This window comes from Pseudomonas sp. MC6, assembly GCF_054790575.1.
In genome coordinates this window covers 6,111,916-6,138,151 of record NZ_CP186504.1, presented here as the reverse complement: position 1 = coordinate 6,138,151, position 26,236 = coordinate 6,111,916, and the positions used below count along the sequence as shown (strand labels likewise).

Sequence of the window (26,236 nt, the reverse complement as noted above, 5' to 3'; positions counted from 1 at the left end):
CCGACATGCAATTGATCTGGCTGCGCAGCGATTTGCGCCAACATGACAACACCGCTCTCGCGGCCGCCGCAGCGCGCGGCCCGACGGTCGCCGTGTATCTGTTGAGTCCGCAGCAATGGCTTGAGCATGACGATGCCGCCTGCAAGGTCGATTTCTGGCTGCGCAACCTGCGTGAGCTGAGCGCAAGCCTTGGCAAACTCAACATCCCTTTGCTGATTCGCACTGCAACCCATTGGGATCAGGCCCCGGCAGAACTGCTCAAACTCTGCCGGCAACTGAAGATAGCGGCGGTGCACGTCAATGAAGAATATGGCGTCCATGAAAGTCGTCGCGATGCAGCGGTAGGCGCAGCCCTGAAGGCCGAGGACATCGATTTCCACAGCTATCTTGATCAACTGTTGTTCAAACCCGGCACGGTGCTGACCAAGACCGACAGTTACTTCAAGGTATTCAGCCAGTTCAGAAAGTTTTGCTACGAACGCCTGCACCGCTCGATGCCTGCCCTGGTCAAAGCCCCCGGCAAACAGGAAAAACTTGAGGTCGACAGCGACCCGATTCCCGACTCGGTCACGGGCTTCTCGACGCCGAGCCAGACCTTGCGCGATCTGTGGCCGGCCGGTGAACAGGAAGCCCGACGCCGCCTCGACACCTTCACCGACGCGCAGATCGATTACTACCAGAGCGAACGCGACTTCCCGGCCAAGCCTGGCACCAGTCAGCTTTCGGCGTATCTCGCTGCCGGTGTAATTTCGCCGCGGCAATGCCTGCACGCCGCCCTGCAAAGCAATCAGGGCGAATTCGAAAGCGGCAAGGTCGGTGCGGTCACCTGGATCAACGAGCTGTTGTGGCGCGAGTTCTACAAACACATTCTGGTCGGTTATCCCCGCGTTTCCCGCCATCGCGCTTTCCGCCCGGAAACCGAGGCGCTGGCCTGGCGTGACGCGCCGGACGATCTCGCCGCGTGGCAAGAGGCGCGCACCGGTCTGCCGATCATCGACGCGGCCATGCGCCAATTGCTCGAAACCGGCTGGATGCACAATCGCCTGCGCATGGTCGTGGCGATGTTCCTGACCAAAAACCTGTTGATCGACTGGCGCGAAGGCGAACGCTTTTTCATGCGTCACCTGATTGATGGCGATCTGGCGGCGAACAACGGTGGCTGGCAATGGAGTTCGTCGACGGGCACCGATTCGGCGCCGTACTTCCGCATCTTCAACCCGTTGAGCCAGTCGGAAAAATTCGACAGCGAAGGCCTGTTCATCAAGCACTGGCTGCCGGAACTGGCCGACCTCAACAAAAAAGAGGTGCACAACCCGGCCAACCTCGGTGGATTGTTCGGCGCGGTGGATTATCCGTCGCCGATCGTCAACCTCAGCGACTCACGCCAACGGGCACTGGCCGCGTTCAAGAATCTGCCATCGCGTACGTCTTCAGGAGGTGATGATGAGTGAATTCCTGCGCCGCTTCGCCCGGCAATTTTCAGCGTTGAACAAAGACAACCTGCAAAGCCTGGGCGAGCTGTACAGCGATGACATTCACTTCACCGACCCGCTGCACGAGGTGCAGGGGCTGGCGCAGCTACGCGACTATTTCGGCGAGTTGTACGCCAACGTTAGTGAACTGCGGTTCGACTTTCATGGTTTCGACCAGATCGGCGACTGCGAAGGCTACCTGCGCTGGGTCATGAGTTATCGCCACCCGCGCCTGGCGGGTGGCCGCGTCATTCGCGTCAGCGGCTGCTCGCATCTGTTGTGGCACGACAAGGTTTATCGCCACCGGGATTATTTCGATGCCGGGGCGCTGCTGTATGAACACTTGCCAGTATTGGGCCGGGTCATCGCCTGGCTGAAAAGGAGAATGGGATGAGTCGTACACCTCCAAGGCGTTATTGGTTGACCGGGGCCAGCAGTGGCATCGGCGCGGCACTGGCTGAGGAAATTCTGAAAACCGGCGCACACTTGGCGGTCAGTTCCCGCCAGATCGCCCCGCTCAAGGTCTTGTCGCAACGCTATCCGGGGCAGGTTTTGGTGGTGCCCGGAGATCTGACCAACAGCCAGACTGTGCGCGAAATCGGCGAGCAGATCGCGGCGGACTGGGGTTCGCTGGACTCGGTGATTCTCAACGCTGGCACCTGCGAATACGTCGATGCCAAGCAGTTCGACTCATCGATCATCGAACATGTGGTGCGCACCAACCTGCTCGCCAGCAGTTATTGCATCGAGGCCGCGCTGCCGCTGCTGCGCAAAGGCACCGCGCCACATCTGATCGGTGTAGCCAGTTCGGTGACCTACCTGCCGCTGCCACGGGCCGAAGCCTATGGCGCGTCGAAAGCCGGTTTGCGTTACCTGTTCGAATCGCTGCGTATAGACCTGGCCGATGAAGGCATTGAAGTCACCGTGGTCAGCCCGGGGTTCGTGGAAACACCGCTGACCGCCAAGAATGATTTCCCCATGCCGTTGAGCTGGCCGGTGGATAAAGCCGCGCGGCACATCTTCGCCAAGCTCAAGGAACGGCCGCTGGAGATCGCCTTCCCGGCGCTGTTCATGGCAGCGTTGTGGCCGCTGTCGAAACTGCCGGCGCGGGTGCAACTGGCGATCGGCAAGCGCATGGTGCGCAAGTCCCCTCCGTTGACGGATCCGACATGAAAATCGCCATCGTCGGCAGCGGGATCGCCGGGCTGACCTGCGCCTACCTGCTCAATCGCCGCCATGACGTGACGGTGTTCGAGGCGGGCGACTGGGTCGGCGGCCACACGCACACCGTGCCAGTGACCGTCGATGGCCGCCAGTACGCCGTGGACACCGGTTTCATCGTGTTCAACGACTGGACCTACCCGAATTTCATCCGTCTGCTTGGCCAGCTTGGCGTAGCGTTCAAACCGACGGAAATGAGTTTCTCGGTGACCGACCCGGACACCGGCCTGGAATACAACGGCAACAACCTCAACAGCCTCTTCGCCCAGCGCAGCAACCTGTTTTCGCCCGGGTTCTGGGGCATGTTGCGCGATATTCTGCGTTTCAATAAAGAAGCCCAGCGCGACCTCGTCGAGCTGCGCATCGCCGCCGACACCACCCTCGACGAATACCTCAAGGCCGGCGGTTACGGTGAACGCTTCATCCTGCATTACATCGTGCCGATGGGCTCGGCGATCTGGTCGATGCCGATGGCGGAAATGCTCAATTTCCCGCTGCAGTTTTTTGTGCGGTTCTTCAAGAATCATGGCTTGTTGTCGGTCAGTGATCGGCCGCAATGGCAAGTCATCGAAGGCGGTTCCAGCGCCTATATCACGCCGCTGACAGCTGGGTTCAAGGACAGGATTCGTCTCAATTGCCCGGTGACACGGGTTGATCGTGACGTGCATGGCGTGGTTATCCACAGCCCGGCAGGCCTCGAACACTTCGACCAGGTGGTGTTCGCCTGCCACAGCGATCAAGCGTTGCAACTGCTGGCGGTGCCGAGCGATGCCGAACGCGCGATCCTCGGCGCCCTGCCCTACGCCGACAACGAAGTGGTGCTGCACACCGACACGCGCCTGTTGCCGACACGCAAACTGGCCTGGGCGAGCTGGAACTATCGGCTGAGCGGCGCCGGCCACACCCACGCCGCCGTCACCTACGACATGAACATTCTGCAGGGCATTCAGAGCGATACCACGTTCTGCGTCAGCCTCAATCAAAGCGCCGGCATCAGCCCGGAGAAAGTGCTTGCCCGTTACACCTACGCCCACCCGCAATTCAGCCTCGCAGCGGTGGCGGCACAGAATCGCTGGGGCGAACTGGATGGTGCGCAGCACACCCATTATTGCGGCGCCTATTGGGCCAACGGTTTTCATGAAGACGGTGTGGTCAGCGCCTTGCGCGTGGCCGCCGCGTTCGGGGAAACCTTATGAACAGCGCCCTGTACAGCGGCTGGATCGGCCATCGGCGTTTCTCGCCGCGCCGCCATGAATTCCGCTACAGGATCGGTTTGCTCTACCTCGACCTCAGCGAACAGGACGCCGTACTTGGACTGTCGCCGCTGGCCGGGCGCAGTCGCTTTGCGCCCTTTTCATTTCGCGAGACCGACTACCTGAAGACCTTTACCGGCCGAGGCATGCGCCTGATCGACGCCGTACGTCAGCAGGTCGGCATCGCCATCGGCCATGAACCGCAAGGCTCGATCTGCCTGCTGACCCAAGCGCGCAGTTGGGGGTTGTCGTTCAACCCGGTGAGTTTTTTTTATTGCCATGAGGCCGACGGGCAACTGGCGGCGATTGTCTGCGAAGTGACCAACACGCCGTGGCGCGAGCGCTATCACTACGTGCTGCCGGCGCGTGCGCCCGCCAATCTGCAGGATTTTCACCAGCACTTCGCCGTGGCCAAGGCCTTTCACGTTTCGCCGTTTTTGCCGCGCGATCTCGAATACCGCATGAGCTTCAGTCCCGCCGCGCAAGCCCTCGGTGTGCACATGGCCGACTGGCAAGGCGAGCACAAACTGTTCGACGCCACACTCAATCTGCAACGCGAAAGTCTCGACCGTCGCAGCCTGCACCGCTACTTGCGGCGCTTTCCGTGGATGACCGCAAAAACTGCCTTGGCGATTTACTGGCAGGCCCTGCGACTGCTGCTCAAACGCGCACCGATCTTTGCTCATCAGGCTGCCAACGGCAGCTTTCAAACCGCCACTGTGCCTCCCAAGGAGCACCGCCATGAAATCCTTTAGTCTGTCGGTCAGTCGGTTCAGCGCCAACGGTCTGACCGGATCGCTGCTGCGCCGTGGCGTGTTGCGCCAATTGGCGCAACTCAAACACGGGCAACTGCTGGTGATCGAGGATGGCGAACGGCTGATGTTCGGTACTCCGGGCAGTGCCTTGCTCGGGGAAATCCATGTGTTGGATCCGGCCGTCTGGGGCATGGTTGCCGGCAACGGTTCGATTGGTGCCGGCGAGGCGTTTATTCACGGCTATTGGAGTTCACCGGATCTGACGGCCGTGGTACGCGTATTCGTCAGCAATCTCGACGTGCTCGATGCCATGGAGGGTGGTCTGGCCCGACTCGGTCGGCCGTTGGTGCAAGGCCTGCATTGGCTCAACCGCAATACGCGTAAGGGTTCGCAGAAGAACATTGCTGCTCACTACGACCTGGGCAACGATCTGTTCGAGCAGTTTCTCGACCCGACCATGATGTATTCGGCGGCGCAGTTCCTTACGCCCGAAGACAGCCTGGAGCAGGCGCAGTTGAATAAGCTGGAGCGGATCTGTCAAAAGCTCGCGCTCAAGGACAGCGACCATTTGCTGGAAATCGGCACAGGTTGGGGCAGCATGGCGCTCTACGCGGCGCAGAACTACGGTTGCCGCGTCACTACCACGACGCTGTCAAAAGAGCAGTATGCGTTTACCGCGCAACGCATCGAACAACTGGGCTTGCAGGATCAGGTCACACTGCTACTCAAGGACTACCGCGACCTCACTGGCGAATACGACAAACTGGTGTCGATCGAGATGATCGAGGCGGTCGGTCACCGGTTCCTGCCGACCTACTTCAAACAATGCGCGCACCTGCTTAAGAGCAACGGTTTGATGCTGATCCAGGCGATCACCATTCGCGAACAACGCTATGAACAAGCCAAGCGTGGCGTCGACTTTATCCAGCGTTACATCTTCCCCGGCGGCGCCCTGCCCTGCGTGCAGAAAATGCTCGAAGTGGTCAGCCGCGACACCGACATGAACCTGCTGCACATGGAAGATTTTGGCCTGCATTACGCAAAAACCCTACGCCTGTGGCACGAGAACTTCCGCCGTGCCCATGGCCGTTTGACCGAGCTGGGTTATGACGATTACTTCCTGCGGCTGTGGGAGTTTTACTTGTGTTACTGCGAAGGTGGATTCCTCGAACGCACCATTGGCACCGCGCAATTGCTGCTGGCCAAACCGGCCGCAATGACCGCACCGCTGCTCGGACGCTTCGATGCTTGAGCGTGTCGCCAATGCCTTGTTGTTCCAGATCGGCTGGCTGACCTGCGTGCTCGGCGGCAACAGTTTGTGGTTGCTGGTCGCGTTGGCGGTGCTGGTGATTCATCTGCGCTGGATCAGCAGTTGGGCGGCTGAAGGCCGTTTGATTTTGAGCGTGGTGATTGTCGGCACAGCCGTGGACAGTGTGTTGCGTGGTGTCGGGGTGTTCGAGTTTGAGGATCAGTCGCCGCTGATTCCGCTGTGGCTGATGCTGCTCTGGGCGCTGCTAGCGACCACATTGCGCCATTGCCTGCAATGGAGCGCCAGGCCGTGGTGGCTGGCCAGCGTGCTGGGCGCGGTCGGCGGCGCGTTGTCGTATTACGCTGGCGGGCGACTGGCCGGGGTGCAATTTCCCTATGGTGAACTGCCGACATTGATCGGCATCGGACTGCTCTGGGCACTGCTGTTTCCGCTGCTGCACTCCATGGCGCGGCGGTTGGTGCACTGAGCGTCTGTCAGAGCTTTCACACGCACGGCGGCGACTGCCTTACACTGCCGCCATGAAAACCATTCCCCACCAGCAAATCACCGAGCCTGCAGTCACCTGCTCGACCTGCGCGGCGTGCTGCTGCCAGCTCGAAGTGATGCTGATCACCGACACCGGCGTGCCTGATCGCTTTATCGATACCGATGAATGGGGCGGCGAAGTGATGCTGCGTCTTGACGACGGCTGGTGCGCGGCGCTGGATCGCGACACGATGATGTGCACGATTTACGAAAAGCGTCCGCTGATTTGCCGCGAGTTCGAGATGGGCGCGCCAGAGTGCATTGAAGAGCGCAAAGGCATCACGACTGCCTACCGCTGATTTAAAGCAAAAGATCGCAGCCTTCGGCAGCTCCTACAGGAGAAATCATTCCCATGTAGGAGCTGCCGAAGGCTGCGATCTTTTGATCTTTTTTAGAGCGGCATCGTGTAATGCAGCGAGTAACTTTCTACACCGTCGTTGTCACTGGCCAGGCCGGCGTTGGAATAGTGTGTCGCACGAATCCCGACTTCATGCCCGCCATTGAAACGCAGGCCAAACCCGAAACGGTCTTCGAACTGGAAAGAGCCGCCGAGGTTATTCGACTCGTACTTGGTGTTGGAGAACGCCGCGACGCCAATCCCCGCCTCGATATACGGTTTGACCGACTGACCGGCAAACTCGTAAACAAACACCGGCGAGAACGACAGGCTGTTGTTGCTCGACGTCTTGTCACCTTCCCAGTAGGTATAGGCGCCGCTCCAGTAACCGGTCAGACGACCGACATCACTTTGCAGCCAGCTCTTGTCCCAGTCGAAATTCATGCCCAGGCGGTACGTCATGGTCGAGTCGCTGGTGGCCCCCACTGCGAACTCAACACCTGCCGCTTGTGCAGTAAAACTTTGCCCCATCAGTGCGGCCGCAATCGCGGCCAAGCAGAATAGTCGCTTCACGTTGAAACTTCCTTTTCCGGAACGATCGTTTGGTTTTCTAGATAACTCTTCGCTATAGAAGCTAGCGCCTGCTTAGAAGTTCAGCTGATTTTTTAGTTATTTCACAATTTTTTTACAAGTCAAAGTTTTGCACTTCGCCGGCACTCTGACCCAGTAGCGGCAGGATGTTTGTGAAGTACGCAGGATCAGCGCTGGTCCAGAATCTGACCGGCTGGTTCGGGCCGGCAGCGAGCAAATCGCGCTCCGCCAAAAGGCGCTGAAGTTGCCGCGCTACAGCAGCACCGGTATCGATCAGGCTGATCTCCACAGGGATCATCGACTTGAGCATCGGCTTGAGAAAGGGGTAGTGGGTGCAGCCCAGAATGATCGTGTCGCAACCGCTGGCCAACAGCGGGTCGACATAACTTTGCAGCAATGCGCGCAACTCGGCGCTGTGCAGATCGCCGCATTCAATCAACTCGACCAGGCCGGGGCATGGCTGGGTGATCACGCGTACGTCAGCGGCAAAGCGATCCAGTAACGCGGCAAACTTGGCGCTCTGCAACGTGCCGGTGGTGGCAAGCACGCCGACAACACCGCTGCGGGTCGCGGCGGCGGCAGGTTTGACCGCAGGCTCCATGCCGACAATCGGCCAGTCGGGAAAATCACGTCGTAAATCGGCAACGCCTGCGACCGTCGCCGTGTTGCAGGCCAGCACCAAGGCCTTGGCGCCTTGCTCACGGAAAAAACCGGCCATCACGCTGCAACGCTGACGGATGAATTCCGGGGTTTTCTCACCGTAGGGAATGTGCCCGCAATCGGCGACATAGAGTAGCGATTCGTTGGGCAGCAAACGCTGGACTTCCGCCAGCACCGACAGGCCGCCGACGCCGGAGTCGAACACGCCGATCGGCGCTTCACGCATGGCGCGAACCACAGACGCTGCAACCCGGATCGCGCTTGACGCGCAACTCGCGGAAACGCGAACCCAAAGCATCGATCAACAGCAAACGGCCCACCAGCGGCTCACCGAAACCGACCAGTACTTTCAACGCTTCCAGCGCCTGAAGACTACCGACCAGGCCGACCAGCGGCCCGACCACACCGGCCTCGCTGCAAGTCAGTTCGGCTTCGCTGCCGTGCCCGTATAAACAGTGGTAGCACGGGCTCTCGGCACGACGCGGGTCGAACACCGACAACTGCCCTTCGAGTCGAATCGCCGCGCCGCTGACCAACGGTTTACACGCAGCTACACACGCAGCGTTGACCGCTTCGCGCGTGGAAAAGTTATCGGAGCAATCGAGCACCAGATCCACCGCCGCCACGGCAGCCGCGAGAGAATCCTCGTCGAGCGCCTGACGATGAGGGATCAGTTGGATTTCTGGATTGATCGCGGTCAGACGCTTGAGCGCCGAGTCGACCTTGCTCATGCCGACGCTGTCGGTGTCATGGATGATCTGGCGTTGCAGGTTGGTCAGGTCGACGGTATCGAAATCCGCCAAATGCAACTCGCCGACACCGGCCGCGGCCAGATACAGCGCAACCGGCGCACCGAGACCGCCGAGACCAACGATCAGCACGCGACTGTCCTTGAGCTTCAATTGCCCGTCGATGTCGATGTGTTGCAGCAGAATCTGCCGGCTGTAGCGCAGCAATTCCTGATCATTCAGCACGGCAGGCGCCCCAGACTGATGCGTTGATGGCCGCCCAGATCGGTGCGGCTGTGGACGTCTTCAAAACCGCGCGTCAGCAACAGATCACGCACGGCTTCGGCTTGATCATAGCCGTGTTCGAGCATCAGCCAGCCAGCGGCCTGCAGATGCTCCGGGGCCTGCGCAACGATCAGACGCAGATCGTCGAGCCCGTCTTCACCGGCGACCAATGCGCTGGCCGGTTCGAAACGCACATCGCCTTCAACCAGATGCGGATCGGCGGCGGCAATGTACGGCGGGTTGCTGATGATCAACTGAAAACGCTGACCTTCCAGCGCGCTGAACCAATGACTGCTCAGCACCGTGGCGTTGTTCAAATGCAGACGCTGGCGATTGCGTTCAGCGAGGGCCACGGCTTCGAGCACGCGATCCACTGCAGTAACTTTCCATGCAGAACGCTCGCTGGCCAAGGCCAAAGCAATCGCGCCGCTGCCGGTGCCGAGGTCGAGCACTTTGGCCGGCGTCGCGGGCAGCAATTCCAGCGCCGCTTCCACCAGCAATTCAGTGTCCGGACGCGGAATCAGCGTGTGCGGTGCGACTTCCAGATCGAGTTTCCAAAACCCCTGCTGCCCGAGAATGTAGGCCACCGGCTCGCCGCCACGACGCCGTTGCAGGTATTGGGCAAAGGTCAGCGCCGCTTCACTCGGCACGATGCGCTCGGGCCAGGTGTGCAGAAAGCTGCGCGACTTGCCCAGTGCGGCGGCAAGCAGCAACTCGGCATCCAGACGCGCAGTCGGTGAATCCGGCAATTCAGCGGCACGCAACAGGCTGGCAATGATGGTCATTTATTCACCTATCGCTGCGAGTTGGTCAGCCTGGTATTCGGCCAGCAATGGCTCGATCACCGCTTCAACGCCACCGGCAAGAATTTCGTCAAGGGAGTACAGGGTCAGGTTGACGCGATGGTCAGTGACCCGGCCCTGAGCAAAGTTGTAGGTGCGGATGCGCTCGGAACGGTCGCCGGAACCGACCAGCAATTTACGCTCGCTGGCGATCGCATTGGCCGCCGCTGCGGTCTGCTGATCGTTGAGTTTCGCCGACAGCCAGGCCATCGCCCGCGCACGGTTCTTGTGCTGGGAACGTTCTTCCTGACACTCGACGACGGTGCCGGTCGGGATGTGTGTGATGCGGATCGCCGAGTCGGTGGTGTTGACGTGCTGACCACCGGCCCCGGAGGAGCGGAACGTATCAACACGCAAATCCGCCGGGTTGATCTCGATCGCTTCGCGCTCGTCCGGCTCGGGCAATACCGCCACGGTACAGGCCGAAGTGTGGATACGGCCCTGGGATTCGGTGGCGGGTACACGCTGAACGCGGTGCGCGCCGGATTCGAATTTCAGCTTGCCGTAAACGTTGTCGCCTTCGATGCGCGCGATGACTTCTTTATAGCCGCCGTGTTCGCCTTCGTTTTCCGAGAGGATCTCCACGCGCCAGCCGCGACGCTCGGCGTAACGCGAGTACATGCGGAACAGGTCGCCGGAGAAAATCGCCGCCTCGTCGCCACCGGTGCCGGCGCGGATTTCGAGAAAGACGTTGCGGCCGTCATTCGGATCCTTGGGCAGCAACATGCGTTGCAGGTCGGCTTCCAGGGTGATCAGCAACTCCTTGGCTTCGCGGACTTCTTCCACGGCCATTTCACGCATGTCCGGGTCGTTGTCCTTGAGCAGCGCCTGGGCGCCTTCAAGATCGCTTTGTACGCTGAGCAACTTTTTATAGCCTTGCACGACCGGCTCGAGTTCAGCGTATTCCTTGGAATAAGCGCGGAATTTGGCCTGGTCGGCAATGACTTCGCCGTCGCCGAGCAGCGCGGTCAGTTCCTCGAAACGGTCCTGGAGAACATCCAGCTTATTGAGCAGTGACGCTTTCATTGCGGTTTTTTATCCGAAAAGCTATCCGGTGAGCCCTCAAGGGCAAAGAGTTCCTGAGCCATGGCCAGCGCATCGAGGCGGCCTTCGGCAGAAAGCTTTTTCAATTGCACGCTAGGCGCATGCAACAGTTTATTGGTCAGGCCACGGGCCAGTTGCCCGAGCACGTCTTCGGCGTTGCCACCGTTGGCGAGCAGGCGCAGGGCTTTTTGCAGCTCCTCATCACGCAGGCGTTCGCTCTGTTGACGATAGGCCTTGAGCACATCGACCGCCGCCAGCTCACGCAGGCGCACCATGAAATCATCGGCGCCGACCGAAACCATCTCTTCAGCGGCTTGCGCTGCACCCTGACGACTCTTGAGATTCTCGGCGACCACTTCGTGGAGATCATCGACGCTATAAAGGTAAACGTCGTCCAACTCGCCGACTTCCGGCTCGATATCGCGGGGAACGGCGATGTCGACCATAAAGATCGGTTTGTGCTTGCGCAGCTTCAATGCGCTTTCCACCGCGCCTTTGCCGAGGATCGGCAACTGACTGGCAGTCGAACTGATGACGATATCGCTGCGCACCAGTTCTGCCGGGATGTCCGACAGCAACACCGCGTGGGCGCCGAACTGTTCGGCCAGCAGACTGGCGCGTTCCAGCGTGCGATTGGCAACGACGATGCGCTTGACCCCCAGCTCGTGCAAATGGCGGGCGACCAAAGTAATGGTCTCGCCGGCGCCAATCAGCAGGGCCTGGCTGCGCTGCAAATCACTGAAAATCTGTTTGGCCAGGCTGACGGCGGCAAACGCCACCGATACCGGATTTTCACCGATGGCGGTGTCGGTGCGCACCTGCTTGGCCGCGTTGAATGTCGCTTGAAACAGTCGTCCCAGCAGCGGACCGATGGTGCCGGCCTCGCGGGCCACGGCGTAGGCCGATTTCATCTGACCGAGAATCTGCGGTTCGCCCAACACCAGCGAGTCGAGCCCGGAGGCGACGCGCATCATGTGACGAACTGCCGCATCATCTTCATGCACATAAGCACTCGCGCGCAGCTCATCGAGACTTAAATGGTGATAGTCGGCCAGCCAGCGCAGCACGATATCGGCAGAAAGCTGATCCTGTTCTATATAAAGCTCACTGCGATTGCAGGTCGAGAGGATCGCAGCTTCGCGGCTGTCGGTCAGTCGGCAAAGCTGCTGCAAAGCTTCCACCAGTTGCTCAGGGGTAAAGGCCACGCGCTCGCGGACGTCTACTGAAGCAGTCTTGTGGTTGATACCGAGTGCAAGGAAGGCCATTCAAAGTCGCTGATGGTGACGTGAAGCCAGCAATTGTCCTACTTCGAAAGATTCAGAACAACTACCGCTGACTATTGTCCCAATCGTCAGCCCCTATAATGGGCACAACTGAGACTCGGTTATGTTTGGCCGAAGGCTTGTGTCATGATGATCCGACCGCAGGTTAGTCGTCCTCTTCCTATATGAATAGATCTTCCGCGTTGCTCCTCGCTTTTGTCTTCCTCAGCGGCTGCCAGGCTTTGGCTCCCGTGTCGACGGACGGTACGCCGTCGGTTGAAGACACCACGCCCGCGCCTGAAAAGCCCAAGGTTTACAGCTCGTTCAGCGAGGAAACCGTTTTCAGCCTGTTGAGCGCTGAACTCGCCGGCCAGCGCAATCGTTTCGACATTGCCCTGGATAACTACGTGACCCAGGCCATCAATACGCAGGATCCGGGCGTCTCCGAACGTGCATTCCGTATCGCCGAATATCTGGGCGCCGATCAACCGGCCCTCGATACCGCGCTGATCTGGGCGAAAAATGCGCCGGACGACCTCGAAGCGCAACGCGCCGCCGCCGTGCAACTGGCACGCGCCGGGCGCTATGACGACTCGATGGTCTATATGGAGAAAGTCCTGCAGGGCAAGGGCGATACCCATTTCGACTTCCTCGCGCTGTCGGCCGCCGATACCGATCAGGAAACCCGCAACGGCCTGATGAAAAGTTTTGACCGTTTGTTGCAGCGTCATCCGAACAACAGCCAGCTGATTTTCGGCAAGGCCCTGCTGTTGCAGCAGGATGGCGACAACAAAGCGGCACTGGCACTACTGGAAGACAATCCGCCGGAAGATGGCGAAATCGCTCCGATTCTGCTGCGCGCGCGCCTGCTTCAGTTGCTGAACCGTGGCGATGAAGCGCTGCCCCTGCTGCAAAAAAGCATCAAGAAATACCCGGACGACAAACGCCTGCGCCTGACTTACGCACGCATGCTGGTCGAACAAGACCGCATGGACGACGCCAAAGCCGAGTTCTCCAGCCTTGTGCAGCAATACCCGGAAGATGACGAACTGCGTTACTCGCTGGCCCTGGTCTGCCTGGAAGCCAAAGCCTGGGACGAAGCCAAGGGTTATCTGGAAGACCTGATCGCTCGTGAAAGCCACGTCGATTCGGCGCATCTGAACCTCGGTCGCATCGCAGAAGAGCGCAACGACCCGCAAGGCGCCCTCATCGAGTACGCCCAGGTCGGCCCGGGCAACGACTATCTGCCTGCGCAATTGCGTCAGGCCGATATTTTGATGAACAACGGCAAAACCGCTGAAGCGCAAAGCAAACTCGCCGCCCAGCGCGACGAGCAACCGGACTACGCGATTCAGTTGTACCTGATCGAATCGGAAACCCTGTCTGCCAACAAGCAGGACGACAAGGCCTGGAAAGTCTTGCAGACAGCCTTGCAGCAGTATCCGGACGATCTGAATCTGCTGTACACCCGGGCCATGCTCGCGGAAAAACGCAATGACCTGGCGCAAATGGAAAAAGACCTGCGCCTGATCATCAAGCGTGATCCGGACAACGCCATGGCGCTCAACGCACTCGGCTACACCCTGTCCGATCGCACCACGCGCTACGCTGAAGCCAAAGTGCTGATCGAGCAGGCGCACCAGATCAACCCGGAAGACCCCGCCGTACTCGACAGCCTCGGCTGGGTGAATTACCGCTTGGGCAATCTGGATGACGCCGAGAAATATCTGCGTCAGGCGCTGGAGCGTTTCCCGGATCACGAAGTCGCCGCGCACCTCGGTGAAGTGTTGTGGACCAAGGGCAACCAGCGTGAAGCCAAACAAATCTGGGGCAAATTCCTCAAAGATCAGCCCGACAGCACCATTCTGCGCAGCACCATCAAGCGCCTGACCGGATCCGAGACTCTTTAACTCATGTTTTTGCGCCACGTTATTGTTTTCAGCTTCATCGCCCTGCTCGCCGGTTGCTCCGGTTTTGGCACTCGCGAATCGGTCGAGGGCCACGGCAGTCCAGCTCAATGGGCCGCGAACAAACAACAGCTGACCGGCCTCGACGGCTGGCAGATCGACGGCAAGATCGGCATCCGCGCACCGAAAGATTCCGGTAGCGGCACGCTGTTCTGGCTGCAACGTCAGGATTATTACGACATTCGCCTGTCCGGCCCGCTGGGTCGTGGCGCGGCACGCCTGACCGGGCGTCCGGGCAAGGTCTCGCTGGAAGTCGCCAACCAGGGCCGCTACGAATCGCAATCCCCGGAAGCCCTGCTTGAAGAGCAGTTGGGCTGGAAACTGCCGGTGTCGAATCTGGCCTGGTGGGTGCGTGGCCTGCCGGCTCCGGACACTAAAAGCCGTTTGAATCTGGACGCCGACAGTCGTTTGGCCAGCCTTGAACAGGATGGCTGGAAAGTCGAATACACCGCCTACACCGAACAAAACGGTTACTGGTTGCCGGAGCGCATCAAGCTGCACGGCACTGACCTCGACGTGACGCTGGTGATCAAGACCTGGCAGCCGCGCAAGTTGGGGCAATAACCCATGACCGCTGCACGCCTGACTTTGCCCTCGCCGGCCAAACTCAACCTGATGCTGCATATTCTCGGGCGCCGCGACGACGGGTATCACGAGTTGCAGACGCTGTTCCAGTTTGTCGATTACGGCGATGAAATCACGTTTGCCGTGCGTGATGACGGCGTGATTCAGTTGCACACCGAATTCGCTGGCGTGCCGCATGACAGCAACCTGATCGTGCGCGCGGCAAAAATGCTCCAGCAACAATCGGGCTGTACGCTGGGTATCGACATCTGGATCGACAAAGTGCTGCCCATGGGCGGTGGCATTGGTGGGGGCAGTTCAAATGCGGCGACCACGTTGCTCGGCCTCAATCATCTCTGGCAACTGGGTTGGGATGAAGATCGCCTGGCTACTCTGGGCCTGACGCTGGGTGCCGACGTGCCGGTTTTCGTCCGTGGCCATGCGGCATTTGCCGAGGGTGTGGGTGAGAAACTGACCCCGGTCGATCCCGAAGAACCTTGGTATCTGGTGCTCGTACCGCAAGTCTCTGTTAGTACGGCAGAAATTTTTTCCGATCCTTTGTTGACACGTAACACGCCGCCCATTAAAGTGCGCCCCGTTCCCGAGGGAAACAGTCGAAATGACTGCTTGCCGGTGGTTGCAAGGCGTTATCCAGAGGTACGTAACGCATTGGATTTGTTAGGTAAATTTACCGAAGCAAAGCTCACCGGAACTGGAAGTTGTGTGTTTGGGGGCTTCCCAAGCAAAGCTGAAGCTGATAAAGTCTCGGCCCTTCTGACAGAGACCCTTACAGGGTTTGTAGCGAAAGGAAGCAACGTTTCGATGTTGCACCGCAAGCTGCAAAGTCTGCTCTAAAGGAACCAAGTGCACGGCACTTGATGCAACAGATACAGGGGCGTCGCCAAGCGGTAAGGCAGCAGGTTTTGATCCTGCCATGCGTTGGTTCGAATCCAGCCGCCCCTGCCATTTTCTATACTCATCCAGGTTACCCTCAGCCTCTAGGTACTGCGCGTGTCCAAGATGATGGTCTTTACGGGGAACGCTAACCCCGATCTGGCTCGACGTGTCGTACGTCAGCTGCATATCCCTCTCGGTGACATCTCTGTCGGTAAATTCTCCGACGGCGAAATTACTGCCGAGATCAATGAAAACGTTCGCGGTAAAGACGTTTTCATTATTCAGCCGACTTGCGCTCCGACCAACGATAACCTGATGGAACTGGTAGTGATGGCTGATGCCTTCCGCCGCTCCTCGGCTACTCGTATCACTGCTGTTATTCCTTATTTTGGTTATGCCCGTCAGGATCGCCGTCCGCGTTCCGCACGTGTGGCTATCAGCGCGAAAGTCGTCGCTGACATGCTTACCGTAGTCGGCATCGACCGTGTTCTCACGGTTGATCTGCATGCTGACCAGATTCAGGGTTTCTTCGATATTCCGGTAGATAACATCTACGGCTCCCCGGTTCTGGTGGATGACATTGAAGATCAGCGCTTCGAAAACCTGATGATTGTGTCCCCGGACATTGGTGGCGTCGTGCGTGCACGTGCTGTTGCCAAATCCCTGGGCGTGGATCTCGGGATCATCGACAAACGCCGTGAGAAAGCCAATCACTCTGAAGTGATGCATATCATCGGTGATGTCGAAGGGCGTACCTGCATTCTGGTCGATGACATGGTCGATACCGCCGGCACTCTGTGCCACGCGGCCAAGGCCTTGAAAGAGCATGGCGCAGCCAAGGTCTTTGCCTACTGCACACATCCTGTGCTGTCGGGTCGGGCCATCGAGAATATCGAAAATTCCGTGCTGGACGAGTTGGTGGTGACTAACACCATCCCGCTGTCCGCTGCAGCACAAGCCTGTGCACGTATCCGTCAACTGGATATCGCACCGGTTGTTGCCGAAGCGGTTCGCCGCATCAGCAATGAAGAATCGATCAGCGCGATGTTCCGTTAAGGGCCCTGCCCTTCTCGAAATGTCTCGTTGACGAAAAGCGCCCCGCCCCGGCATTCCTGTCGGGGCGGGGCTTTTTTGCCCATACCGTGTTCGGCGCTGGTCGCAAACGCCACTCGGTCATGGCTATTTTGGAGATACAAAATGAACGATTTTACTCTGAATGCTGAAGTGCGTTCCGACCTGGGGAAAGGTGCGAGCCGCCGCCTGCGTCGTCTCGCCGCTCTGGTTCCAGCTGTTGTTTACGGTGGCGAAAAAGCCCCTGAATCCATCAGCATGCTGGCCAAAGAAGTTGCCAAACTGCTCGAAAACGATGCTGCCTACAGCCACGTTATCGAACTGAACGTTGGCGGCAAAAAGCAGAACGTCATCATCAAAGCTCTGCAACGTCACCCGTCCAAGGGTCACGTTCTGCACGCTGACTTCGTACGCGTCGTAGCCGGCCAGAAACTGACTGCTATCGTGCCTGTGCACTTTGTTGGTGAAGAAGCTCCGATCAAGAAAGGCGGCGAGATCTCGCACGTCCTGAACGAAATCGAAGTAACTTGCCTGCCGAAAGATCTGCCTGAGTTCATCGAAGTCGACCTGTCGGCTCTGGAAATCGGCGCAATCGTTCACCTGTCCGACCTCAAAGCCCCTAAAGGCGTTGAGTTCGTTGCACTGGCTCACGGTGACGACAAAGCTGTTGCAAACGTACACGCTCCACGCGTTGCTCCAGAAGCTGAAGAAGGCGCAGCAGAGTAATTCACTCTGTCGTGCCTGAGTGAGCAAGTAACATCGCGGACTGGAACGTAGCGAGAAAGCGGGCGAGAACGCGGAGTTTACATCCATGGTAAATGAGCATTTTTCGTCCACTTTCGCCGCCTTTCCTGATCGCGGCGATGTTATTCACCACTCAAAGGAAGGGCCCCTATCGTGACTGCCATCAAACTGATCGTTGGCCTGGGAAATCCAGGCGCTGAATACGACCAGACCCGGCATAACGCAGGGGCCCTTTTTGTTGAGCGCATCGCTGACGCACAAGGTGTCAACCTTGTCGCCGATCGCAAATATTTCGGCCTGACCGGGCGCTATTCGCATCAGGGTCAGGATGTTCGTCTGCTGATTCCCACCACTTACATGAACCGCAGCGGCCAGGCCGTGGCGGCACTCGCCGGTTTCTTCCGCATCAAGCCTGAAGAAATTCTGGTGGCGCATGACGAACTCGACTTGCCTCCGGGCGTTGCCAAGCTCAAGCAGGGTGGCGGCCATGGCGGTCACAACGGGTTGCGCGACATCATTGCGCAACTGGGCAATCAGAATACGTTCTACCGTCTGCGGCTTGGCATCGGCCACCCAGGCGTTGCCAGTATGGTTTCAAATTTCGTCCTGGGTCGTGCGCCACGCGCCGAACAGGAAAAACTCGATGCCAGCATCGACTTTGCCCTCGGCGTGCTGCCGGATATCCTCGCCGGTGAATGGAACCGCGCGATGAAAAACCTGCACAGCCAGAAGGCCTGACTCTACTCCGAGGGGAAACACCATGGGATTCAATTGCGGCATCGTCGGCCTGCCTAACGTCGGCAAGTCCACCCTGTTCAACGCCCTGACCAAATCCGGTATTGCGGCCGAGAACTTCCCCTTCTGCACCATCGAGCCGAACAGCGGCATCGTGCCGATGCCGGATCCGCGCCTGGAAGCCTTGGCGGCCATCGTCAATCCGAAGCGCATCCTGCCGACCACCATGGAATTCGTCGACATCGCAGGCCTGGTGGCCGGCGCCTCGAAAGGTGAAGGTCTGGGCAACAAGTTCCTGGCCAACATCCGCGAAACCGACGCGATCGCTCACGTCGTACGCTGCTTCGAAGACGAAAACGTGATCCACGTTTCCAACAGCGTTGACCCCAAGCGCGACATCGAAATCATCGACCTGGAACTGATCTTCGCCGACCTCGACAGCTGCGAGAAGCAACTGCAGAAAGTCGCGCGCAACGCCAAGGGTGGTGACAAGGACGCGGTGGTTCAGAAGGCTCTGCTGGAGCAACTGATCGCGCATTTCACCGAAGCCAAGCCGGCACGCAGCCTGATGAAGAACATGAGCACCGACGAAAAAGCGGTAATCAAGGGCTTCCACCTGCTGACCACCAAACCGGTCATGTACATCGCCAACGTTGCTGAAGACGGTTTCGAGAACAACCCGCACCTGGACGTGGTTCGCGCCATTGCCGAAGAAGAAGGCGCGATGGTCGTTCCGGTCTGCAACAAGATCGAAGCGGAAATCGCCGAGCTCGATGACGGCGAAGAGAAGGACATGTTCCTCGAGGCCCTGGGCCTGGAAGAGCCTGGCCTGAACCGCGTGATCCGCGCTGGCTACGAGATGCTGCACCTGCAGACCTACTTCACCGCCGGTGTCGAAGAAGTTCGCGCATGGACCGTCAAAGTCGGTGCCACCGCACCTCAGGCTGCCGGCGTGATCCACACCGACTTCGAGAAAGGCTTCATCCGCGCCGAAGTGATCGCCTACAACGACTTCATCCAGTACAAGGGCGAAGCCGGTACCAAAGAAGCCGGTAAATGGCGTCTGGAAGGCAAGGATTACATCGTCAAGGACGGCGACGTGATGCACTTCCGCTTCAACGTCTGATCCGGGCCGTGGCAACACGCTATCGCGCCTGAAAAATCCCCGCATCACTGAGTGATGCGGGGATTTTTCGTTTGTGGACTTCATCAATTTCATCGCAGGCAGCGCGCGGCACCTACGTTATGATCAGTCGCGAGCCCAGCAACCGCGAGACCTGACGTGCCTCCACTGCCACCCATTGGCGTTGGTCCTGCGAGCCTTCCACTACCACGATTTCCTCAAGGATCTACCCGCCGTCGACTGGCTGGAAGTTCACAGCGAAAATTATCTGAGCGCGGGCGGTCGCGATCTGCAAATCCTTGAACGTCTGGCCCGGCACTACCCGATCAGCCTGCACGGGGTTGGGCTGGGCATCGGCTCGGTGCGCGGGTTTTCCATGGCGCACGTCGAGCGTATTCGCCAACTGGCCGCACGCGTTGAACCGTTTCTGGTGTCCGAGCACTTGAGCTGGGGCGCGGTCGAAGGCCGATGCCTGAATGATCTGCTGCCCCTGCCGCTGAACGAGACATCCCTGAGCCTGGTGTGCGAACGGGTCGACCAAGTGCAAACGGTGTTGGGTCGCCAATTGTTGCTGGAGAACGTCTCCACCAGTCTGCGCTTCAAAGACGACACCTTGGGCGAAAGTCAGTTTCTTGCCGAGGTCGTCACGCGGACGGGCTGTGGTGTACTTCTGGACATCAACAACCTCTACGTCAATCAATACAACCATGCTGAGCCTGCGCTGCCGGCCATGCACAAACTCGCGCGCGGCTGCGTGGGCGAGTTGCACCTGGCCGGGCACAGCGAAGAAGAAGGTCTGCTTGTTGACGACCATGCCAGCGCTGTGTCCGAACCCGTCTGGGCGTTGTACCGCGAGGCATTGAAACGCTTCGGCGATGTTCCGGTGCTGGTCGAATGGGATGCCTGTCTGCCGCCTCTGGGCGAATTGTTGAAACAGGTCGCGACGGCACGCGATATCGCCCGGGAGGTATTGCATGACGCTTGACCAGCTAGCGACCTTGCAGGAGCGTTTCGTCCGAGCGCTCGATGCTGACTCGGCAGCCTCGGTGTTGCCCGACGGCTGGTGCAACGGTCATGGGGATGACTGGCAACGTTTTTCCCGTTATCGAAAAGGGCTTTGGCAACATCAGGTGCAATCGTTGGGACTGACGTTTCCGGTGCTCACCGCATTGGTGGGTGAAGATTTTCTCCGCACGCTCGCCTATGACTTCGGGCGCGTGCACCCTTCACGACACCCCGACTTGAGCCTGTTTGGTGAACACCTTCCGGGATTTCTCACCCATTACCCGGCCGCCCGCGATTATCCATATTTTGCCGAGATAGCCGCACTGGAGTGGGCTGTCCACTGCAGCGCACGCACCGAAGAGATCGTCGCCTTGAGCGCGCTGGATCTCGCCGTGCTGAAGCCCGAGCAGATCGATGGGCGGCGATTGTCCCTGCATGCTGGTTGCGCGCTGTTGCACAGCGAGTGGCCGATAGCGGCCTTGTGGCAGGCCCATGTCGAGCACGCGCAAGTGCTGCCGGCTCTGCAATCGGGAAGTTATGTCACGCTGGTCTATCGGCAGGGCTGGCACGCCAGGGTGCGCCCGGTTTCTCCATGGGAGGCGGCGGCATTGAGCCTTTTCATCGCGGGCGCCACGCTGGGCGAAGCGTTGCTGGCGGCACAAGCACAATGGGCCACCACCAGACCCGCTGCGGCCACGGCACTGATCGACAGTGCCGCACTGCTCAGTCGTTGGTTGGGCGAGGCGTTACTCATCGCCACCGAAGATTAGCCGGCGCTCGCCTGTTGCAGCTCATCAAAGGTCACAATACGTCCGGCCATCGCGCTGGCCGCCACCGTGTACGGACTGGCAAGCCACACGCTTCCCGGTCCGGAACGCCCGGGAAAGTTGCGATTGATGGCACTGATGGTGACCTGATCTGCCGACACTGACTGCCCCGGGCCGCAGTTGGCGCAAGCACCGCATCCTGGCTTGATCAGCACCGCTCCCGCCCGTGCGAAGGTCTCCAGATAACCGCTCTGCTCACAGTAATCGTGGACATCCATCGTGCCGAATTGCAGAAACAGCCGAGTGTCGGCGGTAAGTGGGTACTGGTTATCCAGCGCCCACTGCAAGACCTCGTGATAGCAGTCGAAGTCGCTACGCTTGCCAGCGGTGCAGGAACCTCCATAGGCGATGTCGACCTTCACCGACTCTGGCAGATCGCCAACCGCCACGCCGTTGCCCGGATCGCCAGGTCGCGCCAGCATCGGTTGCAGCTGCGCGCCGTCGATGCGAATGGTTTCCCGGTAATGCGCATCGGGATCACTGCGCATCCAGTCTTGCAGTTGGAAATCGATGCCCCGCCGCTCCTTGAGAAACGCCACGGTTTTTTTATCCGGGGCGACAATGCCGGTCATGCCACCCAGTTCGGCAACCATGTTGGTCAGGGTCGCGCGCTCATCAAGACTCATGGCTTCGATCGCCGAGCCGGCATACTCGAACACTGCGCCAATGGCACCGCCGGCCTTGATTGACTCCATCTGCAGCAGATACAGGACCAGATCCTTGGCCATCACGCCTGGCGCCAGCGGCCCGCTGACTTCGATGCGCAAGGTGTCGGGGACCTTGCAGCGCACGTAACCGGTGACCCAGCTGTTGGCCATTTCGGTGGCCCCGACGCCGAAGGCCAGACAGCCCAGTGCGCCGGAGTGCGGGGTGTGCGAGTCGGTGCCGGCAATCACCTGCCCAGGTAAGGCGTAGCGTTCGATCATCAGGGCATGACAAATCCCCTCGGAACCGCTTTTGTCGTGCAATGCGCCGTGGGACTGCACGGGATATTGCAGGGAAAAATGTTCATGTCCGCGAGCCAGATCGGCGACACCGTCCAATAAACCCTGCTGGATATGCGGAATGCTTTGCGGCGCCAGCACCAGGTGATCTTCGAAGGCAATGATCCGCGCCGGATCGATCAGCTGCGCTGGCTGCCCGAATGCCTGATGCATCAGGTGCGCGCTCATTCCGGTGAAATAGTCATGGCTGAAACGGAAATCCGCAGCGATAAACACACCCTCGCCGCGCACTACCCCTCGCGTATCGGGATGCACATGGCGGCTGATGATTTTTTCCACCAGCGTCTGCGGCCCCTGCGCGACCGGGCTTGCGTCCGGTAACGGCCAACGCGCCGAGCGACTGTATTTGAGCAAGCCGCCGCTGCGAATGATCGCTTGGGTCAGCTCGTCACGTCCCTCCAGAAAGGTCGAAAACTCGATGGCTTCACCGGCCGCAATTCGCTCAAGCACGGAAAAGTCGGTGGTGGTCAGGATGCCGATGTTGTCGCAGTTCTGTTGGTAGATACGTTCAAAACTCTCGGCAACAATCAGTCGAATCCCCGCCGACAACTCGGCCACCGGTGAGGACTCCCGCGAAGATCCTTTGCCGTAGCGCTTGCCAGCAACAGTGATTTCAAACCCGGCGTTCTTCACCGCATTGCGGGCGATCGGCAATTGTTCACCGGCCTTGAATCCGACATAGGGGAATTCGCCCAGGCGTTCGTCGTACACCATCATGACGGTGACGGGGGTGATTTCGTCGGTTGAGATGTTGTCTCGCAGCGGCCCGGCCTCGGCCAGTGTCAGGTCCTCACCGTCGAGTTGGCGGCGAATGGCTTGAGGATTCTGCGAGAGGTACAGGACGCGTCCGGAAAAGCGTATGGCATTGTTCATAGATGTGGTCTCCTGAAAACCACTCTATCAGCGGCCACCGACGCTCGTGCTGACGGTTGGAGAACCCAGCGATGCCCATCGGAGACGAATGGGCAAACACCCGACGCGGCTTAGTCGGCGAGCTTCCCGGCAAGCGCCGTGCGCCGATGTTGCAGGCACAAACGAGCGATCCACAAGGCGCAACACAGCAGCAGCACGCAGGTAGCCATGAACACCGAACGGATGCCGATGTGCCCGGCAAAAAAACCGCCCGCCACCGGGCCTAGCACCTGTCCGGCATACTGTGCTGAGGTCGAGTAGCCGAGCATCCGCCCCACCGAACGGTCATCGACATTGTGCCGGATCAGTGCCGTCACGCAGGGCAACAGGCCACCGAGCGCCAATCCCATGAAAAAGCGCAAGACGATCAGTTGCCAGATGTTCGTGACGAACGCCTGCGGGATTAGCAGCAGACCGGCCAGTGCAAGGCTGGCGGCGACCACTTTCAGGCCACCGATGCGGTCGGCGATCTTGCCCAGACGCGGCCCGGAAATGATGCTGCCGAGCGCGGCGACCGACATGGTCAGGCCCGAATAAAACGTGACGCTATCAACGGCGTCCACCAACTGCTGCACGTACACGGTGATGATCGGTTCGATCGACATGTTGGCGACCATCAGCAACGAGGCCGTTGCCAGCATGGTCAGCACCAGCGTGCGCTGGCTGGAAGAGAGTGTGGTCGCTGCCGCCGTTTTATCCTGCGCAGCTTTCGTGCGCGGCGCGACACGCTCTTCGCGCACAAACAGGCACGTCGCCAGAAAATTGAGGAAGATGCAGCCGCTGGCAATGAAGAAGATGCTGCGGATATCCAGCACCGTTGGCAGCACCCCGCCAATCAAGGGCCCCACCAGACTGCCCGCCATGATCCCCGACGCCAGCATGCCCAAGGCCCACGCCGAGCGATCCTTGGGCGTCTGCGCGGCGATGATCACATACGATCCAGAGGTATACCCTCCGGCCAGTCCGACCAGAAAGCGCAGGATCACCAACTGCCAGACGTTTTCCGCCAGACCGATCAGGTCCATGGTCACGACCATGCCGAGACTGGCGCGAATCAGGTTCGGCTTGCTGCCATACCGATCGGCAAGACGCCCCCACAGCGGTGCGACCAGCGCTGCGGAGAGAAAAGTGGCGCCGTAGGCGATACCTGACCATTGCACGATTTGCGCGTGCCCCTCCACGCCCAGTTGCTCGATGTAGAGGGGCAGAAACGGCAGCAGCAAGGTCATGGCAACAATGTTGATGAAGGAGCCAAAAAAGCAGATGGCCAGATTACGCTGCCAATACAGGCTGTTCATGGAATGGATTCCTGGAAAATTGACCGCACGCGCGGGGCGTTGACAGCATCCCGCGCGTCCTTGGTGCGATGCTCAGACAGTCGCCACCGGCGTTACCGGCGATGCCACCGCACCGGTCAGGCGCAGGGGCGGAGCGGTCAACAGGCAACGGCTACGCCCTTGTTCACGCAGCCATTGGGCCAGCGGCGTCAGATACCACAGCTCTCCCAGATGGATACCCAGTTTGAACAGACACAGTTCGTGTAAAGGCAAAATCGGGTAATGCGGCAAGTCGAGTTTTTCCGACGGAAACGCCTCCACCGCATGGTTGTCGGCAGCAATGGCACTGATCTGTGCTTCATCAATCCAGCGTAAAAGTGCTTCATCGCGACCGTTGAGGTCAACACAAGAATGTTCCAGCAGGTGCACGTCCGGGTCGCCTTGCATGTCGACGAGCATCTGCGCAAACCCGGTGTGGAACAGCACGATATCTCCAGGTTCGACGACAATATTGTCGATATCCATGATCCGGCGGATATCGTCATAACCGACGCGGCGTTTTTCCCGGCCGAAATGCGCATGCAGATCGATCAGCACCGCCCGCCCCTGCATGCCGGTAGCCGCCATGTGCTCAATACCGAGAAACTTTGCCGGTGCCGGCGGAAAGTCGCCATGAGCATCCGGCTCGCGGACAATCTCGCCGAAAATATCGCGTTCGGCGCGGTAGCCGTTGTAGAAACAGCTTTGCAGGCGTCCGTCGCCATCGGCATCGAACAGGCTGCCGACTTGGGCGAGGCTGTCCCACTGGGTCGAATACTGGGTGCACAAGGTCACGGTGTGATCGCACAAAACATCAGTCAGGTGCGGGTCGTCCTGGCTCAATTCATAGTCGATGTTAGAGCGATTGTTACGCAGCACCGGTTTCAGAACGGGCGGCTGGCGGCGCGAATTCCATTTCGAGCCACCGGGCAGATCCAATGGCAGGCTCAGGCAAAACGACTTGCCGGCGACCACTTCAGCAGCGCCCTGGCGGATCTTTTCAGCGGTCAGCAAATTCAGTCGCCCCAGTTGATCGTCGGGGCCGAAATCACCCCAGTTCGAACCCGCCGGCCGTTGTTTGTAGCGCATGTGTCACTCCCTCAGACAAGTGGGCAGCCCGCAGGCTGCCCGTTTCAACTCAGATGAACATCTTCAGCACGGCTGACTCAGTTGTGCTCAGTCGGATCCGGCTCCGGTGGCAGCACGGCAAAGCGCTTGAAGCCCGGGCGCTGGCTGATGCGCTGGTACCAGGCATCCAGATGCGGCGTCACCGGTTTGTTGTCGAGCTCGAAGGTTTCGTAGGTTTGCGCGAGGACGCCCAAAGCGATGTCGGCGATGGTGAAGTAGTCGCCCGTGATGTACTGCTTGCCCGCCAGGTACTCATCGGCAATGGCCCAATTCTTCGCCAGGCGCGCTGACTGGGTGCGCACGGAGGTCATGTCGCGACGGTCCGGCGCCGTGCGGATCAATGAGGTGAACAATGGCACGATGTCTGGCCACAGTGCGCCCACCGACCAGTCCAGCCAGCGGTTGCAATCGGCATGCAGCTTCGGCTCGGACGGATACAGGCTGGCCGGACCATAGCGCAGCGCCAGATAACGCATGATCGCGTTGGACTCCCAGAGCACAAACTCGTCATCGATCAGCGTCGGCACCAGACCGTTGCGATTGAGCCGCAGGTACTCCTCGTCGTTGGTGCGACCGTACTGGCGACCGGCATCAATGCGTTCGAAATCCAGCTTCAGGTCTTCCAGGCACCACAGCACCTTTTTGACACACAAACCGCGCTCTCTGCCCCAAACTGTCAACATGACTGATCCCTCGTT

Annotated in this window: 27 protein-coding genes and 1 tRNA gene; 18 read left to right on the top strand and 10 right to left on the bottom strand. The window is 59.4% G+C overall.

Translation table 11 applies throughout. The features are described 5' to 3' along the window. Window positions 1–5 precede the first annotated feature (5 nt). Genes phrB through ACOYXE_RS27605 form a run of 8 tightly spaced genes read left to right on the top strand, consistent with a single transcriptional unit; the run spans window position 6 to window position 6,795 of the window. Window positions 6–1,451, top strand: coding sequence for a deoxyribodipyrimidine photo-lyase (gene phrB, locus ACOYXE_RS27640; RefSeq protein WP_460927011.1), 1,446 nt, complete (start codon window positions 6–8; stop codon window positions 1,449–1,451). After that, entirely contained in the window at window positions 1,444–1,866 is a 423-nt protein-coding gene (locus tag ACOYXE_RS27635) for a nuclear transport factor 2 family protein (RefSeq protein WP_016987206.1), read from the top strand. Before phrB ends, ACOYXE_RS27635 begins: the two co-directional genes overlap by 8 nt. Then, the gene (locus ACOYXE_RS27630; RefSeq protein ID WP_160059387.1) at window positions 1,863–2,645 is read left to right on the top strand and encodes an SDR family NAD(P)-dependent oxidoreductase; all 783 of its coding nucleotides are present in this window, start codon (window positions 1,863–1,865) and stop codon (window positions 2,643–2,645) included. Before ACOYXE_RS27635 ends, ACOYXE_RS27630 begins: the two co-directional genes overlap by 4 nt. Then, entirely contained in the window at window positions 2,642–3,889 is a 1,248-nt protein-coding gene (locus tag ACOYXE_RS27625; protein ID WP_160059388.1) for an NAD(P)/FAD-dependent oxidoreductase, read from the top strand. Before ACOYXE_RS27630 ends, ACOYXE_RS27625 begins: the two co-directional genes overlap by 4 nt. Further along, on the top strand, window positions 3,886–4,701 hold the full coding sequence (locus ACOYXE_RS27620; RefSeq protein ID WP_460927008.1) for a DUF1365 domain-containing protein: 816 nt from the start codon (window positions 3,886–3,888) through the stop codon (window positions 4,699–4,701). The genes ACOYXE_RS27625 and ACOYXE_RS27620 overlap by 4 nt, the downstream gene beginning before the upstream one ends. Further along, window positions 4,688–5,953 carry a class I SAM-dependent methyltransferase gene (locus tag ACOYXE_RS27615; RefSeq protein WP_460927006.1) on the top strand — a complete coding sequence of 422 codons (1,266 nt, stop codon included), beginning with the start codon at window positions 4,688–4,690 and terminating at the stop codon, window positions 5,951–5,953. Before ACOYXE_RS27620 ends, ACOYXE_RS27615 begins: the two co-directional genes overlap by 14 nt. Next, a complete protein-coding gene (locus ACOYXE_RS27610; RefSeq protein ID WP_160059391.1) occupies window positions 5,946–6,437 on the top strand; it encodes a DUF2878 domain-containing protein in 492 nt (163 codons plus the stop codon). Before ACOYXE_RS27615 ends, ACOYXE_RS27610 begins: the two co-directional genes overlap by 8 nt. 52 nt (window positions 6,438–6,489) lie before the next feature. Next, window positions 6,490–6,795 carry a YkgJ family cysteine cluster protein gene (locus ACOYXE_RS27605; RefSeq protein ID WP_077574517.1) on the top strand — a complete coding sequence of 102 codons (306 nt, stop codon included), beginning with the start codon at window positions 6,490–6,492 and terminating at the stop codon, window positions 6,793–6,795. A gap of 92 nt (window positions 6,796–6,887) precedes the next feature. Here ACOYXE_RS27605 and ACOYXE_RS27600 read toward each other — a convergent pair whose 3' ends face one another. From ACOYXE_RS27600 to hemA, 6 genes are all read right to left on the bottom strand, one after another. Continuing rightward, window positions 6,888–7,406: an acyloxyacyl hydrolase gene (locus ACOYXE_RS27600; RefSeq protein ID WP_141127540.1), complete on the bottom strand. Its 519-nt coding sequence runs from the start codon at window positions 7,404–7,406 to the stop codon at window positions 6,888–6,890. A gap of 112 nt (window positions 7,407–7,518) precedes the next feature. Beyond that, entirely contained in the window at window positions 7,519–8,310 is a 792-nt protein-coding gene (gene murI, locus ACOYXE_RS27595; protein ID WP_160059392.1) for a glutamate racemase, read from the bottom strand. Continuing rightward, window positions 8,303–9,058 (bottom strand): molybdopterin-synthase adenylyltransferase MoeB, encoded by a 756-nt coding sequence (locus tag ACOYXE_RS27590; RefSeq protein WP_405122878.1) that lies wholly within the window; start codon window positions 9,056–9,058, stop codon window positions 8,303–8,305. The genes murI and ACOYXE_RS27590 overlap by 8 nt, the downstream gene beginning before the upstream one ends. Next, on the bottom strand, window positions 9,052–9,882 hold the full coding sequence (gene prmC, locus ACOYXE_RS27585) for a peptide chain release factor N(5)-glutamine methyltransferase (RefSeq protein WP_160059394.1): 831 nt from the start codon (window positions 9,880–9,882) through the stop codon (window positions 9,052–9,054). Before prmC ends, ACOYXE_RS27590 begins: the two co-directional genes overlap by 7 nt. Beyond that, window positions 9,883–10,965: a peptide chain release factor 1 gene (gene prfA / locus ACOYXE_RS27580; protein WP_160059395.1), complete on the bottom strand. Its 1,083-nt coding sequence runs from the start codon at window positions 10,963–10,965 to the stop codon at window positions 9,883–9,885. Further along, complete coding sequence (hemA, locus tag ACOYXE_RS27575; RefSeq protein WP_007951716.1) at window positions 10,962–12,248, bottom strand: glutamyl-tRNA reductase; 1,287 nt, start codon at window positions 12,246–12,248, stop codon at window positions 10,962–10,964. The genes prfA and hemA overlap by 4 nt, the downstream gene beginning before the upstream one ends. Before the next feature lie 182 nt (window positions 12,249–12,430). Between hemA and ACOYXE_RS27570 the strand changes: the two genes are divergently transcribed. The 10 genes from ACOYXE_RS27570 (at window position 12,431) to ACOYXE_RS27525 (ending at window position 21,121) form a co-directional block, all read left to right on the top strand. Next, window positions 12,431–14,155, top strand: coding sequence for a tetratricopeptide repeat protein (locus ACOYXE_RS27570; RefSeq protein ID WP_160059396.1), 1,725 nt, complete (start codon window positions 12,431–12,433; stop codon window positions 14,153–14,155). Between the two features lie 3 nt (window positions 14,156–14,158). Then, window positions 14,159–14,776 (top strand): lipoprotein insertase outer membrane protein LolB, encoded by a 618-nt coding sequence (lolB, locus tag ACOYXE_RS27565; protein ID WP_053123767.1) that lies wholly within the window; start codon window positions 14,159–14,161, stop codon window positions 14,774–14,776. Between the two features lie 3 nt (window positions 14,777–14,779). Further along, window positions 14,780–15,631, top strand: a complete 852-nt coding sequence (gene ispE / locus ACOYXE_RS27560; RefSeq protein ID WP_160059397.1) for a 4-(cytidine 5'-diphospho)-2-C-methyl-D-erythritol kinase — start codon at window positions 14,780–14,782, stop codon at window positions 15,629–15,631. A gap of 36 nt (window positions 15,632–15,667) precedes the next feature. Beyond that, window positions 15,668–15,742: transfer RNA gene (locus ACOYXE_RS27555), tRNA-Gln, on the top strand. Between the two features lie 45 nt (window positions 15,743–15,787). Further along, on the top strand, window positions 15,788–16,729 hold the full coding sequence (locus ACOYXE_RS27550) for a ribose-phosphate pyrophosphokinase (RefSeq protein WP_003171603.1): 942 nt from the start codon (window positions 15,788–15,790) through the stop codon (window positions 16,727–16,729). A gap of 141 nt (window positions 16,730–16,870) precedes the next feature. Continuing rightward, window positions 16,871–17,470 (top strand): 50S ribosomal protein L25/general stress protein Ctc, encoded by a 600-nt coding sequence (locus ACOYXE_RS27545; protein ID WP_064387646.1) that lies wholly within the window; start codon window positions 16,871–16,873, stop codon window positions 17,468–17,470. A 171-nt stretch (window positions 17,471–17,641) separates the two neighbouring features. Beyond that, on the top strand, window positions 17,642–18,226 hold the full coding sequence (gene pth / locus ACOYXE_RS27540; RefSeq protein ID WP_007912902.1) for an aminoacyl-tRNA hydrolase: 585 nt from the start codon (window positions 17,642–17,644) through the stop codon (window positions 18,224–18,226). Between the two features lie 22 nt (window positions 18,227–18,248). After that, a complete protein-coding gene (ychF, locus tag ACOYXE_RS27535; protein ID WP_034156038.1) occupies window positions 18,249–19,349 on the top strand; it encodes a redox-regulated ATPase YchF in 1,101 nt (366 codons plus the stop codon). Between the two features lie 73 nt (window positions 19,350–19,422). Then, window positions 19,423–20,331: an MNIO family bufferin maturase gene (bufB, locus tag ACOYXE_RS27530; RefSeq protein ID WP_460926997.1), complete on the top strand. Its 909-nt coding sequence runs from the start codon at window positions 19,423–19,425 to the stop codon at window positions 20,329–20,331. Beyond that, the gene (locus ACOYXE_RS27525) at window positions 20,321–21,121 is read left to right on the top strand and encodes an HvfC/BufC N-terminal domain-containing protein (protein ID WP_160059399.1); all 801 of its coding nucleotides are present in this window, start codon (window positions 20,321–20,323) and stop codon (window positions 21,119–21,121) included. Before bufB ends, ACOYXE_RS27525 begins: the two co-directional genes overlap by 11 nt. On the opposite strand, the gene ACOYXE_RS27520 is transcribed toward ACOYXE_RS27525, so the two are convergent. The 4 genes from ACOYXE_RS27520 to ACOYXE_RS27505 all read right to left on the bottom strand — a co-directional run bounded on the left by ACOYXE_RS27520 (window position 21,118) and on the right by ACOYXE_RS27505 (window position 26,221). Further along, window positions 21,118–23,055 carry an aconitase family protein gene (locus ACOYXE_RS27520; protein WP_460926994.1) on the bottom strand — a complete coding sequence of 646 codons (1,938 nt, stop codon included), beginning with the start codon at window positions 23,053–23,055 and terminating at the stop codon, window positions 21,118–21,120. The two genes, ACOYXE_RS27525 and ACOYXE_RS27520, sit on opposite strands and share 4 nt — an antisense overlap. A 110-nt stretch (window positions 23,056–23,165) precedes the next feature. Further along, on the bottom strand, window positions 23,166–24,392 hold the full coding sequence (locus tag ACOYXE_RS27515) for an MFS transporter (protein WP_460926992.1): 1,227 nt from the start codon (window positions 24,390–24,392) through the stop codon (window positions 23,166–23,168). A 72-nt stretch (window positions 24,393–24,464) separates the two neighbouring features. Beyond that, window positions 24,465–25,499: a cyclase family protein gene (locus ACOYXE_RS27510; protein WP_160059402.1), complete on the bottom strand. Its 1,035-nt coding sequence runs from the start codon at window positions 25,497–25,499 to the stop codon at window positions 24,465–24,467. Between the two features lie 77 nt (window positions 25,500–25,576). Next, complete coding sequence (locus tag ACOYXE_RS27505) at window positions 25,577–26,221, bottom strand: glutathione S-transferase family protein (RefSeq protein ID WP_160059403.1); 645 nt, start codon at window positions 26,219–26,221, stop codon at window positions 25,577–25,579. Window positions 26,222–26,236 lie beyond the last annotated feature (15 nt).